General features: G+C 66.7%; 15 protein-coding genes. 7 read left to right on the top strand and 8 right to left on the bottom strand.

Annotated features, from left to right (window positions below; all coding sequences use genetic code 11):
• Nucleotides 1-114 precede the first annotated feature (114 nt).
• The gene (locus KF780_11550; protein ID MBX3562432.1) at nt 115-312 is read right to left on the bottom strand and encodes a DUF1192 domain-containing protein; all 198 of its coding nucleotides are present in this window, start codon (nt 310-312) and stop codon (nt 115-117) included.
• Between the two features lie 72 nt (nt 313-384).
• On the opposite strand from KF780_11550, the gene KF780_11545 reads away from it, so the two are divergent.
• From KF780_11545 to KF780_11535, 3 genes are read left to right on the top strand one after another with little or no spacing between them, the layout of a single operon-like run.
• On the top strand, nt 385-1,380 hold the full coding sequence (locus tag KF780_11545; GenBank protein ID MBX3562431.1) for an NAD(P)H-quinone oxidoreductase: 996 nt from the start codon (nt 385-387) through the stop codon (nt 1,378-1,380).
• A gap of 19 nt (nt 1,381-1,399) precedes the next feature.
• Complete coding sequence (locus KF780_11540) at nt 1,400-1,942, top strand: hypothetical protein (GenBank protein ID MBX3562430.1); 543 nt, start codon at nt 1,400-1,402, stop codon at nt 1,940-1,942.
• Nucleotides 1,939-2,559, top strand: coding sequence for a glutathione S-transferase family protein (locus tag KF780_11535; GenBank protein MBX3562429.1), 621 nt, complete (start codon nt 1,939-1,941; stop codon nt 2,557-2,559). The genes KF780_11540 and KF780_11535 overlap by 4 nt, the downstream gene beginning before the upstream one ends.
• Here the strand turns inward: KF780_11535 and KF780_11530 are convergent.
• The 7 genes from KF780_11530 to KF780_11500 all read right to left on the bottom strand — a co-directional run bounded on the left by KF780_11530 (nt 2,556) and on the right by KF780_11500 (nt 10,253).
• On the bottom strand, nt 2,556-4,127 hold the full coding sequence (locus KF780_11530) for an AMP-binding protein (GenBank protein MBX3562428.1): 1,572 nt from the start codon (nt 4,125-4,127) through the stop codon (nt 2,556-2,558). The genes KF780_11535 and KF780_11530 overlap by 4 nt on opposite strands.
• Nucleotides 4,128-4,236: 109 nt before the next feature.
• Nucleotides 4,237-4,629, bottom strand: a complete 393-nt coding sequence (locus KF780_11525) for a RidA family protein (protein MBX3562427.1) — start codon at nt 4,627-4,629, stop codon at nt 4,237-4,239.
• Nucleotides 4,626-5,792: an acyl-CoA dehydrogenase family protein gene (locus KF780_11520; protein MBX3562426.1), complete on the bottom strand. Its 1,167-nt coding sequence runs from the start codon at nt 5,790-5,792 to the stop codon at nt 4,626-4,628. Before KF780_11520 ends, KF780_11525 begins: the two co-directional genes overlap by 4 nt.
• A gap of 138 nt (nt 5,793-5,930) precedes the next feature.
• Entirely contained in the window at nt 5,931-6,740 is an 810-nt protein-coding gene (locus KF780_11515) for an enoyl-CoA hydratase family protein (GenBank protein ID MBX3562425.1), read from the bottom strand.
• Nucleotides 6,737-7,231: a MarR family transcriptional regulator gene (locus KF780_11510; protein ID MBX3562424.1), complete on the bottom strand. Its 495-nt coding sequence runs from the start codon at nt 7,229-7,231 to the stop codon at nt 6,737-6,739. Before KF780_11510 ends, KF780_11515 begins: the two co-directional genes overlap by 4 nt.
• A complete protein-coding gene (locus tag KF780_11505) occupies nt 7,228-7,965 on the bottom strand; it encodes an SDR family oxidoreductase (GenBank protein ID MBX3562423.1) in 738 nt (245 codons plus the stop codon). The genes KF780_11510 and KF780_11505 overlap by 4 nt, the downstream gene beginning before the upstream one ends.
• On the bottom strand, nt 7,962-10,253 hold the full coding sequence (locus KF780_11500; GenBank protein ID MBX3562422.1) for a bifunctional salicylyl-CoA 5-hydroxylase/oxidoreductase: 2,292 nt from the start codon (nt 10,251-10,253) through the stop codon (nt 7,962-7,964). The genes KF780_11505 and KF780_11500 overlap by 4 nt, the downstream gene beginning before the upstream one ends.
• A 158-nt stretch (nt 10,254-10,411) precedes the next feature.
• Here KF780_11500 and phoB point away from each other — a divergent pair, with 158 nt between their 5' ends.
• The 4 genes from phoB (at nt 10,412) to KF780_11480 (ending at nt 16,274) form a co-directional block, all read left to right on the top strand.
• Entirely contained in the window at nt 10,412-11,104 is a 693-nt protein-coding gene (gene phoB, locus KF780_11495; protein ID MBX3562421.1) for a phosphate regulon transcriptional regulator PhoB, read from the top strand.
• Between the two features lie 148 nt (nt 11,105-11,252).
• Complete coding sequence (locus KF780_11490) at nt 11,253-11,762, top strand: hypothetical protein (GenBank protein MBX3562420.1); 510 nt, start codon at nt 11,253-11,255, stop codon at nt 11,760-11,762.
• A 185-nt stretch (nt 11,763-11,947) separates the two neighbouring features.
• The gene (locus KF780_11485) at nt 11,948-13,519 is read left to right on the top strand and encodes a hypothetical protein (GenBank protein MBX3562419.1); all 1,572 of its coding nucleotides are present in this window, start codon (nt 11,948-11,950) and stop codon (nt 13,517-13,519) included.
• A gap of 76 nt (nt 13,520-13,595) precedes the next feature.
• Complete coding sequence (locus tag KF780_11480; protein ID MBX3562418.1) at nt 13,596-16,274, top strand: TonB-dependent receptor; 2,679 nt, start codon at nt 13,596-13,598, stop codon at nt 16,272-16,274.
• Nucleotides 16,275-16,302 lie beyond the last annotated feature (28 nt).

The raw sequence follows: 16,302 nt of genomic DNA, 5'->3' as shown, positions 1-16,302 counted from the left end.
GCGGCCGAATCCGCGGGGCCACTTGCCCCCAATGTCGGGCTTCGCTCTCCCTTCATCAAGCGGCGGGGCGAAACTGTTGGGGAAAAGTCCCGCCTGGCCGCCGCCCGCGATCCCTCATTTCTTGAATAGCTCATCCGCGCTTGCGCGGAAGTTAACCGCGTTTTCGAGCTTCGCCTTCACCCGTGCGATCTCGCCTTCCAGCGCGGCGATGCGGGCCTGCAGCTCGTCCACAGAAAGCGGATCGAGATCCTGCTTCGTCAGCAGTTTCAACGGGTCGTCCGGCTTGTCCGGAAAGAGCTCGTCGAGGTCCATGGCCGAAGCGTTGACCGGCATGGCGGCGAAGTCAATAAATCCGGGCATCAAATCACGAATCGGATTCGCCGCATGACCGGCCTGTCGGATGAAATGAACGCCATCGATCCTGCCGCGCCCGGCGGGCCGGAGGTGCTGACATTGGTACGCCGCCCGGTGCCGAGGCCCGGCCCCGGCGAAGTGCTGGTGAAGGTCGCCGCGGCGGGCGTGAACCGGCCGGACGTGCTCCAGCGCAGGGGCGGCTATCCGCCGCCGCCCGGCGCGCCGTCCATCCCTGGCCTCGAAGTCGCCGGCGAAGTGGTCGCGGCGGGGGAGGGCGCGGAGTTCGCGGTCGGCGAGCTGGTCTGCGCGCTGGTCGCCGGCGGCGGCTATGCCGAATATGCGCTGGCGCCGGCCGGCCAGTGCCTGCCCGTGCCCGACGCGCTGACCCCGGTTGAGGCGGCGGCGATCCCGGAAACGCTGTTCACCGTGTGGACCAACGTCTTCCAGCGGGCTTATGCGCGCGAAGGCGAGACGCTGCTCGTCCATGGCGGCACCAGCGGTATCGGCACGATGGCGATCGCGCTTGCCGGATTGTTCGGATTGCGGGTCTTCGTCACCTGCGGATCGGACGGGAAATGCGCGCGGACGCTGGAACTCGGCGCGGACGGCGCGATCAACTACAAGACCGGGGACTTCGTCGCGCGCGCCAAGGAGCTGACGGGCGGGCGCGGCGTCGACATCGTGCTGGACATGGTGGGCGGCGACTATCTGCCGCGCAATCTCGATTGCCTGGCGGAGGAGGGGCGCCACGTCTCGATCGCTGTCCAGGGCGGGCTGACGGCCGAGCTGAACATCGTGAAGCTGATGCAGCGTCGGCTCGTCTTGACCGGGTCGACGCTGCGGCCGCGTTCCGTCGAGTTCAAATCGCTGGTCGCGCAGGAATTGCGCGAGACGGTCTGGCCGCTCGTGGCCGATGGGCGGCTCAGGCCGGTGATCGACAAGACCTTCCCGCTTGGCCAGGCCGCCGAGGCCCATCGCCGTATGGAGGCGGGCGATCATGTCGGCAAAATCGTGCTGACGACATAGACTCGATTGGGGGGGAGCCATGAAACTGACGGAAGAGATCGCGAAATCTCGGACACTGCTGGCATTGATTGCGCTGGCGTTCGCGGCGATTGCCTTGCTTTCGGACCGGCCATGGAACGCCGCCACAAGCTATCGGATCGTCGAAATCGCTGCCTTGCCCGACGATCCGCGCCTCGCGCAGTTGCGGCGCTATACGGAGATCGGATCGGGGGCCATTGCCTATCTGCCGGGGGAGGAGCGCCCCGCGATGCGCGCGCCCCAGCCGCTGAAGATCGGCTGGGCCTATAGTGAATTCAGCCTTCTCAAACTGCCGTTTTGGGCTTCGGGCGAGATCGGCCTGGTCACCTATCTTGAAACGCCGACGTGGCGCCATTTCGCGATCATCTCGCCCGGTCAAAGACCGCTGCTCGACGAACTGATCGGCAGCGAGATCGTCGCGGAAAACGGGTTCCGCTGGTATCGGCATGTCTGGGGTTGGTTGTTCGTTGCCGCCATGTTGCTGTGGACCTGGCTGCGGCACCGGGAAGACCTGGCACGCGAGGAGGCGCATTGGGCGGCATGAGCACGGCCCTGATCCTCCACGAATATGCCGCGTCGGGAAATTGCTACAAGATCCGGCTGACCGCCGCCTTGCTCGGCCTCGCGCTGGAGCGGCGGGAATATGACATCATGAAGGGCGCGACGCGGGCCGAGGATTTTCTCGCCAGCGTCAACGCCAACGGCCGCATCCCCGTGCTGCAGGTCGGCGACCGCTTCATCCCGGAGAGCAACGCCGCCTGCTTCTATCTGGCGGAAGGCACGCAGCTTGTGCCGGAGGACCGGTTCGACCGCGCCGACATGCTGCGCTGGATGTTCTTCGAACAATATAATCACGAGCCCAATGTCGCGACCCTGCGCTTCTGGTACGGCTGGGTCGGCAAGGAGAATTGGACCGAGGCGCAACGCATCCAGCTTCCGGGCAAGCGCGCGGCGGGCGAGGCGGCGCTGAAGCTGATGGACGATCATCTCGAGACGCGCGATTTCCTGGTCGGCGGCCGTCTCAGCCTCGCCGACATCGCGCTCTACGCTTATACCCATGTCGCCGGGGAGGGCGGCTTCGTCCTCGCCGATTACCCGGCGGTGCGGGCATGGCTCGACCGGGTGGCCGCGACGCCTGGCCATATCCCGCTTTCTGCTTAGGACTCTTTCAGCGCGAACCGCTGGAGCTTGCCCGTCGCGGTCTTCGGCAGGGCGTCCACGAACGCCACTTCGCGCGGATATTTGTAGGGGGCGATCGCGGCCTTCACATGGTCCTGCAGCACCGTGACGACGCCCGCGTCCGGCGCATAGCCCGGCGCCAGCACGACGAACGCCTTCACTTTCTGACCGCGCTCCTCGCACGGGCAGCCGATCACCGCGCATTCCTGCACCGCCGCATGGCCGAGAAGCGCATTCTCCACCTCCGGCGCGGCGATGTTGTAGCCGGACGAAATGATCATGTCGTCGGAGCGGGCGAGATACCAGAAATAGCCGTCCTCGTCCTTGCGGTAGGTGTCGCCGGTGACGTTCCAGCCGTTGACGACATAATTGGCCTGGCGCGGATCGTCGAAATAGCGGCAGCCGGTCGGGCCCTTGATTGCGAGGCGACCGGTGCCGGTCTCCAGCGGCCGATCGTCCTTGTCCAGCACGGTCGCGACATAGCCGGGTACGGCCTTGCCGGTGGCGCCGGGGCGGATGTCGTCGCCCGAAGCGGAGATGAAGATGTGCATCATCTCGGTCGCGCCGATCCCGTCGACGATCTTCATGTCCGTCGCGTCGTGCCAGGCATGCCAGGTCGCGGCGGGGAGGTGCTCGCCGGCGGAAACGCAGGTCCTGAGGCTGGCAATATCGTGCTCGGCGAGCAGCGGGATGATCGCCTTGTAGGCGGTCGGCGCGGTGGCGAGCGTCGTCACCTTGTGCCGCGATATCGCGTCGAGCAGCGGCTTGGGCCCCGGCGTCTCTATCGTCACGGCCGTGCCGCCGAAGTGCCAGGGGAAGATCAGCAGCATGCCGAGCCCGAAGGTGAAGGCGATCGGCGCCGAACAGGCCCAGCGGTCGCCCGGCCGGGGCTGCAGGATGTGGCGCGCGAAACTGTCGGCGGGCGCGAGGATGTCGCGGTGATAATGGACGCAGCCCTTCGGATTGCCCGTCGTGCCCGAAGTGAAGGCGATCAGCGCCACATCGTCGCGATGCGTGTCCGCGGGCGTGAAGCCGGGGGCGATGCCCTCGATTCCGGCAATCCCCTTGTCGCCGTCATATTCGATGACCGATCCGGTGCCGCCCGCCGCGTCGAAATCGGCGCGGAAGCGGGAATCGACGATGGCGTGCGTGACCCTGGCGCGCTCCAGGATGGTCGCGATCTCGCCGGGGCGCAGCATCGGCATGGTCGCCACCACGATCCCGCCCGCCTTCAGCACGCCGAGCCAGGACGCGAACAGCATCGCGTTGTTCGGTCCGCGCAGGAACACGCGATTGCCCGGTATCAGCCCCTCTCGCTCGACCAGCAGGCGTGCGATCCGATCGGACAGGTCGCGCATCTGGCCGTAGGTCCAGCTTCCCGCATCGTTGACCACGGCCAGCGCGTCCGGATCCTGCGTGTCGATCAGCTCGACCGCCGCGTTCATCCGCTCGGGATAGTGCAGGTCGGGCAGGTCGAACAGGAATTCGGGCTGCTGGTCCGCCGGCGGCAGCCGGTCCTTGATGAAGGTATCGATGGATGGCGAAGTCATGTCGTGCTCCTCCCGTCATTGCGAGCGGAGCGAAGCAATCCAGAGTGGACTTCGAGGCCCGCTGGATTGCCGCGTCGCTTCGCTCCTCGCAATGACGGCTTTTCCGGGTTCATTCGGGCACCACCGCCGTCGTTTCGATTTCGATCATCGCCTGCGGCTCGACCAGGGCAGTGACGCCCACCACGGCCATGGCCGGAAAGTTCTTGCCGATCAGCTCCTTATAGGCCGAACCGATCTCCTTCAGGCTGGCGCGATAGGCGGGGATGTCGGTGACGAACCAGGTCATCCGCACGATATGCTCCGGCCCCGCATCGTCCTCGGCGAGGATGGCGAGCGTGTTGCGCAGCACCTGCCGGAACTGGCCGGGCAGGTCGGTCGCCTCGAACTTCTCCTCGGCGGTCCAGCCGACCACGCCGGCGGTGACGATCACGCGGCCCTTCGCCGAAATGCCGTTGGCATAGCCCTTCGGGCGCGACCAGCCGGGCGGTAGCAACGCCTTCATCGGCCGAACTCGCTGAGATGATTGCGCGCGATCACCACCTTCTGCACCTCCGATGCCCCCTCATAGATGCGCAGCGCCCGGATCTCGCGATAGAGCCGCTCCACCGGCACGCCGACGGTGACGCCGAGCCCGCCGAAAATCTGCACGGCCTTGTCGATCACCTGCTGCGCGCTGTCGGTCGCGTGAAGCTTGGCGAGCGCCGCCTCGCGGCTGTTGCGCTTGCCCTGGACGTCGCGGACCCAGGCCGATCGATAGACGAGGAGGGCGGAGGCTTCGACGTCGAGCACCATCTCCGCCAGCATCGCCTGCACGATCGCATTGTCGGCCAGCGTCGCGCCCATCGATTTGCGGGTGGCGGCGCGCTCGGTCGCCTCGTCCAGCGCGCGGCGCGCGAAGCCGAGGGCCGCCGCGCCGACCGTGGTGCGGAACACGTCCAGCGTCGCCATCGCCTGTGCGAAGCCCCGGCCACGCTCGCCGAGCAGCGCGCCGGCGGGCAGGCGCATGGCATCGAATTTCAGCGTCGCCAGCGGATGCGGCGCGATCACTTCGATCCGTTCGCTGTCGTCCAGCCCCGGCGTGCCGGCCTCGACGATGAATGCGGAGACTCCGCGCGCGCCCGGCGCCTCGCCCGTGCGAGCGAACAGGACGTAGAAATCCGCGATGCTACCATTGGAGATGTAGGTCTTGGCGCCATCGACGACGAAGCCGCCGCCATCCGCCCGCGCCGCTGTTTCCATCGACGCCACGTCGGACCCCGAGGTGGGTTCGGTCAGCGCGAAGGCGGCGATCTTCTCGCCCGCGGCGACGGCCGGGAGGTAAGCCTGTTTCTGCGCCTCGGAGCCGAACAGGCTGATCGTCCCCGATCCAAGCCCCTGCATGGCGAAGGCGAAATCGGCCAGTCCGTCATGCCGCGCCAACGTCTCTCGGATGATCGCGAGCGAGCGCACGTCGATCGTTTCATGGACCCCGCCATAGGCCGCCGGCACGCAATAGCGCAGCCATCCGCCTTGCCCGAGCTTGCGGACAAGCGCGCGACAGGAGGAATGGACATCGGCCCCGTGATCGTCGGTCAGATGGGTGGCGCACCAGGTTTCCAGTTCATTCGCCAGCCGCCGGTGACTGTCGTCGAAAAACGGCCAATCGAGGAAGGTGCGGTCGCTCATCTTCCTCCCCTCCCTGTCAGGGAGGGGATTGAGGGGTGGGTGGCGAGCGCAGCGAGCCTTGGGCTTTGGCGGCAATCGCGCCTGTCGGCGCGACCCACCCCCGGCCCCTCCCTTGCAGGGAGGGGAGATTTCTCGCCTCTAATCACCCTGAAACTCCGGCTTTGTCTTCGCCGCGAAGGCTTCGAAGGCGCGGCGGAAGTCCTGAGTGGCCATGCAGATCGCCTGGGCCTGCGCCTCCATCTCGATCGCCGTCTCCAGGCTGACCGCCCATTCGGTATTGAGCTGCGTCTTGGTCATGCCATGCGCGAAATTCGGGCCCGCCGCGAGGTTCTGGGCCAGCGCTTGCGCTTCCGCCATGAGCGCATCGGCGGGCACGAGACGGTTGTGGAAGCCCCAGCGTTCGCCTTCCTCGGCGCCCATCATCCGGCCGGTGAAAAGCAATTCCGACGCGCGCCCCTGGCCGATGATCCGCGGCAGGATCGCGCAGGCGCCCATGTCGCAGCCGGCCAGCCCGACGCGGGTGAACAGGAAACCCACCTTCGTCTCCGGCGTCGCGATCCTTATGTCGGACGCCATCGCCACGATCGCGCCCGCGCCCGCGCAGACCCCGTCGATCGCGGCGACGATCGGCTGCGGGCAGCCGCGCATCGCCTTGACCAGATCGCCGGTCATCCGGGTGAAATCCATCAGCTCCGGCATCGCCATTTGGGTCAGCGGGCCGATGATCTCGTGGACGTCGCCGCCGGAGCTGAAATTGCCGCCCGCGCCGGTGACAACGACCGCTTTCACCTCCCGCGCATAGACCAGAACCCGGAAAGTATCGCGCAGCTCCGCATAGGAGTCGAACGTCAGCGGATTCTTCCGCTCCGGCCGGTTCAGCGTCACGGTCGCGACGCCGTCCGCATAGTCCCATTTGAAATGGGCTGGGGCGAAGCTGGCGGGGTTCATCTGGCTTTCCTTTGCGAGGCGCGGGCGATCGACAGCTTCATCGTGCCGAGCGCGACATAGAGCCGCTCGCGCTGGGTGAAATCGAGATCGCCGAGCATCTGGTCGATCCAGTCGTTATGGGCGCGGGCGAGCTTGTGGAATTGCTGCCTGCCCTCGTCGGTCATCCGCACGATCTGGGTGCGCCGGTCGGAGGGCAGGGGGGTGACCTCGATCAGGCCGTCGCGCTTCAGCTTCTGGGTGAGCTGCGTTACATTGCCGTTGGAGACGAGCAGCGCCCTGGACAGCGCGCCCATCGTCATCCCCTCGCGCTGCCGGTCCAATGCGGCGAGCACGTCGAAGCGCGGCAGGGTCATGCCGCGCTCGGCGAAGCGGCGCTGCACTTCCTTCTCGATCGCCATCGTGCAGGAGAGGAGGCGCAGCCACACGCGCACATTGGCGCGGTCGCCGAGCTTGCCGTCATGCTTCTCGGCAATGGGCGCGACATGCTTCATGCGACCTCCACGATCTCGCCATTGCGCCCCGACAGGCAGAGTGCGACGACCGCATCGGCGATCTCGGCCGGTGCGATCAGACGGCCCGACGGGTTCATCCGGGCCAATTCCTCTCGCGCCGCCTCTTCATCGCGACCGGTTTTGGCGCGGATGTTGGCGAGCGCCCGGGCGACCAGCTCTGTGTCGGTGAAGCCGGGGCAGACGGCGTTGGCGGTCAGGCCCGATCCTTCGAACTCGGCGGCCAGCGCGCGGGTGAGGCCGACCGCGCCATGCTTCGCCGCGACATAGGGCGCGGCATAGGCATAGCCCTTCAGGCCCGCAGTGGAGGCGATGGTGACGATCCGCCCGGCTGCGGCGGCGGTGAGATCGGGCAAGGCCACCTGGCAGCAGTGAAACAGGGCATCGAGATTGACCGCCATCGCCGCGCGCCAATCCTCCGCGCTCACCTTCCGAAAGGGCGCGCTCGCCGCCGCACCGGCATTGTTGACGAGGATGGTGATCGGCCCTTGCGCTTCCCGGGCCAGCGCGAAAGTCCTTTCGACCTGATCGGGCGCGGTCACGTCGGCCGGGGCGACCAATGTGCCCGCGATGTTCGCCGCCACCTCCTCCAGCTTCTCGCGCCGCCGTCCGACCAGCGTCAGCTTCGCGCCCTCCGCCGCCAGCGCGCGGGCGATGGCGGCGCCGATACCGGTGCCGCCGCCGGTGACGAGTGCATGATGCCCGGTGAGTCTCATGCCTTCAGCTCCGCTTCGCGTTGGAGATTGCGGGCGAGCTGCGCCATGCCGCCCAGATAGGGCGGGGGCACGGCGACGCCGCGATAATCCTGTCCTGCCGCCGCGCGCAGCGTCCACATCGGATCGACCAGATGCGGCCGGGCGAGCGCGACCAGATCGGCGCGGCCGGCGGCGAGGATCGAGTTCACATGATCGGGCTCGTAGATATTGCCGACCGCCATGGTGGTGAGCCGTCCTTCGTTGCGTACCTGATCGGCGAACGGCGTCTGGAACATGCGGCCATAGACCGGCTGGCAATCCGCCCAGGTCTGGCCGGCGGAGACGTCGATCAGGTCCGCGCCGGCTTCGGCGAAGGCGCGGCCGATCGCCACCGCCTCGTCCGGTGTCACGCCGGCATCGCCCATCCAGTCGTTCGCCGAAATGCGCACCGATATCGGCCGGTCCGCCGGCCAGGCGGCGCGCATCGCGCGAAACACCTCGAGCGGGAAACGCAGCCGGTTTTCCAGGCTCCCGCCGTAATCGTCCGCCCGTTTGTTCATCAGCGGCGTGATGAAGCTGGAGAGCAGATAGCCGTGCGCGGCGTGCAGCTCGATCATGTCGAAGCCCGCCTCGAGACCGCGCTTCGTCGCGGCGACGAACTGGTCGCGCACTGCATCCATGTCGGCACGGGTCATCGGTCGCGGCGCCTGATTGCCGGCGCTCCACGGTATGTCGGATGCCGCCATGATCGGCCAATTGCCGCTCTCCAGCGGCACGTCATAGCCTTCCCAGCCGACCTTGGTTGATCCCTTCGGCCCCGAATGGCCGAGCTGGAGGCAGAATTTCGCTTGGGAATTGGCATGGACGAAATCGACGATCCGGCGCCACGCGGCGACCTGTCCGTCGCTGTAGATGCCCGGACAGCCCGGCGTGATCCGTCCCTCGGGCGAGACGCAGGTCATCTCGGTATAGAGCAGCCCCGCGCCGCCCTGCGCCCGCGCGCCGTAATGGACGAGGTGGAAATCGTTCGGCAGACCGTCCCCCGCCGAATAGGTCGCCATCGGCGAGACGACGACGCGGTTGGCCACCTCCATCCCGCGCAGCCGGAACGGCGCGAACATCGGCGGCGCGGCCTCGTTCACGTCATGGCCCGCAGCCTTGGACTGGAACCAGCGCTCTACGCCCTCCAGCCAGTCCCTGTCGCGCAGCCGCAGATTCTCGTGGCTGACGCGCTGTGATCGGGTGAGCAGCGAATAGGCGAACTGGATCGGCTCGAAATGGAGATAGCGGTCCAGCGTCTCGAACCATTCGGTCGAATTGCGCGCGCTGTTCTGGAGCTTCAGCACCTCCAGATTGCGCTCCGCCTGATATTCGGCGAGCGCAGCTTCGCGGTCCAGGCCCGACCGGTTCAGCACCTCGGCGAGCTTGATCGCGTCCTCCAGCGCCAGCTTCGTCCCCGACCCGATCGAGAAATGGGCGGTGTGCGCCGCGTCGCCGAGCAGGATCAGGTTCTCGTGATGCCAGGTGTCGCAGACGATCCGGCGGAAGTTCAGCCATGCCTGCGGCCCCGGCAGGTGCGTGGCGTTGGACACCAGCGCGTTGCCGTCCAGATATTTGGCGAAGATGCTTTCGCACAAGGCGATCGCTTCCGCCTGACTCATCCGGTCGAGACCGAGCTCCGTCCAGGTTTCCGGGTCCATTTCGACGATGAAGGTCGAAAGATCGTCGTCGAAGCGATAGGCGTGCGCCCAGACCCAGCCGGCCTCGGTCTTCTCGAAGGCGAAGGTGAAGGCGTCGAACGTCTTGGCGGTGCCGAACCAGAAGAACTTGTTGCGCTTCACCTGGATATCGACGCCGAAATGCGGCTCGTAACGGTCGCGGGTGCGGCTGTTGGCGCCGTCGGCGGCGATCACCAGGTCGTAATCGGTCCAATCGGCCAGATCGGCGCTCGCCTCATGCTCGAAATGCAGGTCCACGCCCAGTTCGCGCGCGCGGTTCTGCAAAATGTTGAGCAGCCTTTTGCGGCCGATGCCGATGAAACCATGGCCTGACGAGCGGATCGTCTGGCCATGGATGTGGACGTCGATATCGTCCCAATGCGCGAACTCGCCGGCGATGACTTCGCCCGACACGGGATCGTTCGCCATCAGATTTTCGACCGTCTGATCTGAGAAGACGACGCCCCAGCCGAACGTGTCGTCGGGCCGATTGCGCTCGAACACATGCACGTCGTGCCGCGCGTCGCGCAGCTTCATCGAAATCGCGAAATACAGCCCGGCCGGACCCCCGCCCAGGCACGCGATCCGCATCACGGCCTCCCGAATTGCTTTACTGCTAAACTATCGCGCGCATTTTGCACGTCAAGCCGGGGGCGGATCGTCACCGAACTGTCATCCCGCTGTCACCGAACTGGCGCGCAAGCCGGTTAGCCCGGAGCCTCGACGCCGTTTCGCTTGAGGAGGCAGGGATGAAGCCGCGCCTGTTGCTGGTCGAGGACGATGCCGCGCTGGCCGATCTGCTGCAATGGCATTTCCGGCGTGAGGATTTCGACGTCCTGCATACGCCGGACGGCGACGAGGCGCTGGAAATGGCGATGGCAGCCACGCCGGATATCGTCCTGCTCGACTGGATGATCGAGGGCACGTCCGGCATCGAGGTCTGCCGTCGCCTGCGCCGCGCGCCGGGCACCGCCGAGGTGCCGATCATCATGCTCACCGGCCGGGGCGAGGAGACGGATCGCGTGCACGGGCTGGAGAGCGGCGCTGACGATTATGTCGCCAAGCCGTTCAGCCCGCGCGAGCTGATCGCGCGGGTGCGCGCCGTGCTGCGCCGGGTCCGCCCCGCTCTGGCGGGGGAGCAGCTTCGCCTGGGCGATCTGGAGATGGACGTGGCGCGCCATCGCGTGCGCCGGGCGGGGCGCAACATCGCGCTGGGACCGACCGAATTCCGCCTGCTGAAATATTTCCTGGAGCATCCCGCCCGGGTTTTCTCGCGCGAGCGGCTGCTCGACGCCGTGTGGGGACGCGACCGTGACATCGAGCTGCGCACCGTCGATGTCCATATCCGCCGCCTGCGCCAGGCGATCAGCGTGGAAGGGCGGCCCGAGCTGATCCGCACGGTGCGCTCGGCCGGCTATGCGCTCGACAATGATGCGCATTGAGCGACGGCTATCGGCGCTCGGCGGCGTCGCTGTCCTGCTGTTGTTGATCGCCGGCTATCAATTGCGAGGCGGTGATGACGCACCCCCCATGCTTCCTCCCACTTCTGCGCCTGCTCCTGCGCTTCCAGCCGAAGCACCAGCAGCGCCCGTGCCGGCTGCATCGCCGGACGGGTTGCGCCTGCACGGCGTGACGGGCGCGGGCGCGATCATATCCGGCGCGGACGGGCGCCAGCGGCTGGTGGCGATCGGCCGCGACGTGCTGCCGGGCCTCACGCTGGTGCAGATGCGCGTCGACCATGCGTTGCTGCGCTCGGCAACAGGCGACCTCCGCCTCGATTTCACCGGCGCCTCCGCCTCAGCCGTACCCTCGGCCCCGGTGGCGTCCGCCGAGCAAGATGACACCTTGCGCTATCGCCTGGGCCTCGCGCCGCATCGCGTCGATGGCCGTGTCGTCGGGCATGAAGTCCGCGCCGGCGCGGCGCTGCCCGCACTGGCGGCGGCGGGCATCCGGCCCGGCGACGTGATCCTCAGCGTCAACGGCAGCCGGCTCGACGAGGAAAGGGTGGCGGAGCTGGCCTGGATGCTGGCCAATTCCGATCGCACCGAGTTCGAGATCGAGCGGGGCGGTCGGCCCCTGCGCCTTTCGCCGCCCCGCTGACATGACGATTGGATTGCAATTGCGTGCCTGAATCGTGATCGGGATATTTCAGTTTAATTACTTGAGATAAAACGGGTTATTTTGTCTGACGTGTAATCGAAGCATCACAATCGCCGCCTAGCTCGCCCCCGAGGACGACCCGTTCCCGCGAGTCGCCTGCGCATATTCACAAGGGGGTTGTCACCATGTCCAAGCTTCGTGCCCTGCTGCTCGCCAGCGCCCTGGTTCCGCTCGCCGCTTGCGGCGCCGACGATATCGCCTCGCCGGGCGAAGGGGTCATCGTCGTTCCGCCGCCCACCGGCAACCCGAATCCAAATCCGAATCCTAACCCGCAGCCGGGTCAGCCCGCCGCGAGTTGCCCGACAGGCACCACGGATGGCGGCGTGATCGGCTCGCGCCGCTCCTGCCAGCTTCCCAGCCGCTTCACCCAGGACACGGTCATCCAGAACGTGCCCGGCGTCGCCTACGCGCTCGTCGGTCCGGTCAACGTCGGCACCGATGTCGGCGGCGATGGCGCCGCCGCGGGCGGACAGTCGGTGACGCTCACCGTCCAGGCCGGCGCCGTGCTGTTCGGCTCGTCGGGCAACGACTATCTGGTGGTCAATCGCGGCTCGCGCATCCAGGCGGTGGGCACGCCGACCAGCCCGATCATCTTTACCGCCCGCGCCAATCTGGAAGGCACGGTGACGGACAGCAGCCAAGGCCTGTGGGGCGGCATCATCCTGCTCGGCCGCGCGCCGATCAGCGATTGCAACACCGCCGTTCCGGGCGGCTCGGTGAACTGCCAGAACGTGATCGAGGGCACGACCGGCTCCTTCTACGGCGGCGCCTCGCCCAACGACAACAGCGGTACGCTGCAATATGTGCAAATCCGCTATTCCGGCTTCTCGATCGCGCCGGGCAACGAGCTGCAGGGCCTCACCACCGGCGGCGTCGGCCAGCTCACCACCCTGGATCATATCCAGGTCCACAACAGTTCGGACGACGGCGTCGAATTCTTCGGCGGTCGCCACAATGTGAAATATCTGATCGTGACCGGCGCCGACGACGATTCGCTCGACACCGATCTCGGTTATCGCGGCACGATCCAGTTCGTGATCGCCGCGCATCGCGACTCGTCGAACGGCGACTCGATGATCGAGGCGGATTCGAACGGCAACGAAGACGCGCTGCCCAGGCAATATACCCGCGTCTCCAACGCCACCTTCATCCAGCGCGGCACCACCCAGGGCGGCAATGCCATCCTGCTGCGCGGCGGTACCGATTATGCACTGCTGAACAGCATCGTCGTCGGCCCGCAGGCCTGCATCGATATCGACGCGACGGGCGGCACGACCATTCGCGCCGCCGATGCCGGTCTGCAGGACAATGGCGCGCCGGTGTTCCGCTCGGTCGTGCTGAGCTGTCCGACGGCGTTCCGCGACGACGGCAACGTGACGGTCGCGGAGGTCGCGGCGATCTTCGGCTCGGGTACGAACAACAACAACTCCGCCTTCACCTCCTCGCTCGCCAATCTGTTCGTGAACGGGCCGAACGAGACGGCGGTGACGGCGACCGATCCGACGCCGTTCAACGACGACCCCTATGCCGGCGCCGGCCAGCCTAACTCGGCCGCGCCGAACCGGCTGACCAGCGTCAGCTATATCGGCGCGGTCAGGGACGCTGCGGACACCTGGTATGCCGGCTGGGCCTGCAATTCGGGCTACGCCAATTTCGGCGCCACCAGCGGCTCGTGCACCGCCATCCCGACGAGCTGATCGCCGCGCCACGCTCAGTGGGGCGGCGGCCGCGACCGCCGCCCCCTTCGTGTTTGTCAGATACGGGGGTAACCCAATGCGAAAGTCGATCATCTTCGGAGGGCTGCTCCTCACCAGCGCGCTTGTTGCGCCCGCCGCCCTCGCGCAAAGTGCCGAGCCGGATGCAACACAGGACGAACCCGAGATCGAGGTGTCCGTGCCCGGCGCCGCTTATTCCGGTCCGGACATCGTCATCACCGGTACGCGCCAGCGCAACATCGTGCGCCAGGCGCCCCAGGTGGTCGCCCTGCTGTCGAACGAGGACATCGCCCGCACCGGCGAGGGCGACATCGCGGGCGCGCTGTCGCGCGTCACCGGTCTCAGCGTGGTCGGCAACGGCTTCGTCTTCGTGCGCGGCTTGGGCGATCGCTATTCCTCGGCGCTGCTCAACGGTTCGCCGCTGCCCAGCCCCGAACCGCTGCGCCGGGTCGTGCCGCTCGACATCTTCCCGACCAGTGTGATCGCCAGCGCGCTCGTCCAGAAAAGCTATTCGGCCAATTTTCCCGGCGAGTTCGGCGGCGGTGTCATCAATCTCACCACCCCCGCCGTGCCGCGCGAAAGCTTCCTGACGATCGGCGCCGGCGTGAGCGGCGATACCGAGACGAGCTTCAATCTCGGCTATGTCTATTATGGCGGCGATTACGACCGGGTCGGCTTCGACGATGGCACGCGCCGCTTCCCGGCGCCGTTGCGGGACGCCGTGGTCGGCGGCAATTTCAGCGGCACGACGGCGCAGCAGCGCCGCGAATTCGCCGCCAGCCTATCCAACGCATCGACCACCGTCTTGCAGACCAATCGCGACATTCCCGCCAATTTCTCCGGCGAGATCAGCGCGGGCACGTCCTTCGACGCGGGCGCCGGCCGGATCGGCCTGCTCGCCTCGCTGGGGCTCAGCAACAGCTGGCACACGCGCGATGCCATCCAGCAGACCTCGATCGATCCGGAGCTGGCCGGCGCGCCTCAGACCGATTTCCGCACCGTGACGACCGACAATCGCGTCATTCTCAACGGCCTGTTCGGCATCGGCGCCGATTTCGGCCGGCATCGCTTACGCTGGACCAACCTGTTCATCCGCGACACGTTGAAGCAGGGACGGCTCGGCGCCGGTTCGAACCGCAACGTCGCGGACCAGGATCCGAACCTGCCGCCCTCGCTGATCGAGCAGAACACCTTCTGGTTCGAACGCCAGCTGTTTAACAGCCAGCTCGTCGGCGAGTTGCGCTTCGGCGATATCAGCGTCGACCTGCGCGGCGCCTATGCCAATACGCGGCGCGAATCCCCCTATGAGCGCTCGATCGGCTATTTCTATCTGGGCGACGGCGATCCCGCGACGAAAGGCGACGGCGACGTCGACGATTACGTCAACAACCTGTCCTCGGGCGGCCAGTTCGCGACGATCGCGTTCAGCGAGCTCAACGAGGATGTGTGGTCGGGCGGCATCGATTTCGCCTATCGCGTGCCCGGCGCGCTGCCGATCACGCTCGCCGCCGGCTATGCCTATCAGCGCACTGAGCGCAACGCGTCGCGCTACCAGTTCCGCTATTTCCGCCCGGACGGCGCGCTGCCGCTGGCCGTCGCGCAGCAGCGGCCGGATTACCTGCTCTCGGACTTCAATATCTTCACCTACGACATCCAGTTGCGCGACGTGTCCGGCGCGGAGGGCGCGGCGGCCTATGAAGCCGATCTCACCGTCCATGCCGGCTACGGCCAGGTCGAGATCGAGCCGGTCGACGGGTTGCGTGCGGCGATCGGCGTGCGTTACGAGGACGCGGAGCAGAATGTGCTGCCGATCGGCGGCACGCTGGCAGGCACCGGCCTCACCAACAGTTATTGGCTGCCGGCGGCGACGTTGACGTGGAGCTTCCTGCCCGACATGCAGCTTCGGCTCCACGCTTCCAAGACCATCGCCCGCCCGCAATTCCGCGAATTGGCGCAGCAGCTCTATCAGGATTTCGAATCCGATCGCGAGTTCACCGGCAACCCGTTCCTGGTGGACAGCGAGCTGCTCAACCTGGAAGGGCGCTGGGAATATTATTTCCGGCCCAACCAGCGGCTGTCGGTCGCCGGCTTCTACAAAAGGATCGACAATCCGATCGAGGCGGCGGCCTTCTTCGCCGGCGGCGGCCAGCTGCGCACCGGCTTCGCCAACGCGCCGAGCGCCGAGCTTTATGGTATGGAAGCCGAGGTTCAGGCTTTCTTCCCGCTGCACAGCCTGGGCGGCGATTTCTTCTCCACCAGCCGCCTGCTGCTGATCGCCAATTACACCTACACCCAGTCGAGCATCACGGCGGACGACACGATCATCATCGGCCCGAACCTCCAGCCGGTGGCCGCGAACTTATTGTTCCAGGACGGCGCGCCGCTCACCGGCCAGTCGGATCATGTCGCGAACCTGCAATTCGGCATCGAGGACACCGACAGCCTCAGCCAGGCGACCTTCCTGCTCTCTTATGCGAGCGAGCGGGTCACCAATCGCGGGCCGATCCAGGGTCTGGCGCGGCAGCCCGACATCATTGAGCGGCCGGGTTTCCAGCTCGATTTCGTGCTGCGCCAGGAAGTGCCGCTGTTCCGCTCGCGCGTCGAGTTCAAGGCGGAGGCACGCAACATCCTGGGCCGCGATTATGAGGAGTTCCAGTTATTCGGCGACAACCGGATCGACATCAATTCCTATCGCCGCGGTCGCAGCTTCAGCCTGAGCGCGACCGTCAATTTCTGACCTGCGAGGAGGGGCGCCGTGCCGTCAC

The organism is Sphingomonas sp. (genome assembly GCA_019635535.1).
GTDB lineage: Bacteria > Pseudomonadota > Alphaproteobacteria > Sphingomonadales > Sphingomonadaceae > Allosphingosinicella.
This window is presented reverse-complemented; position numbering and strand designations above follow the sequence as displayed.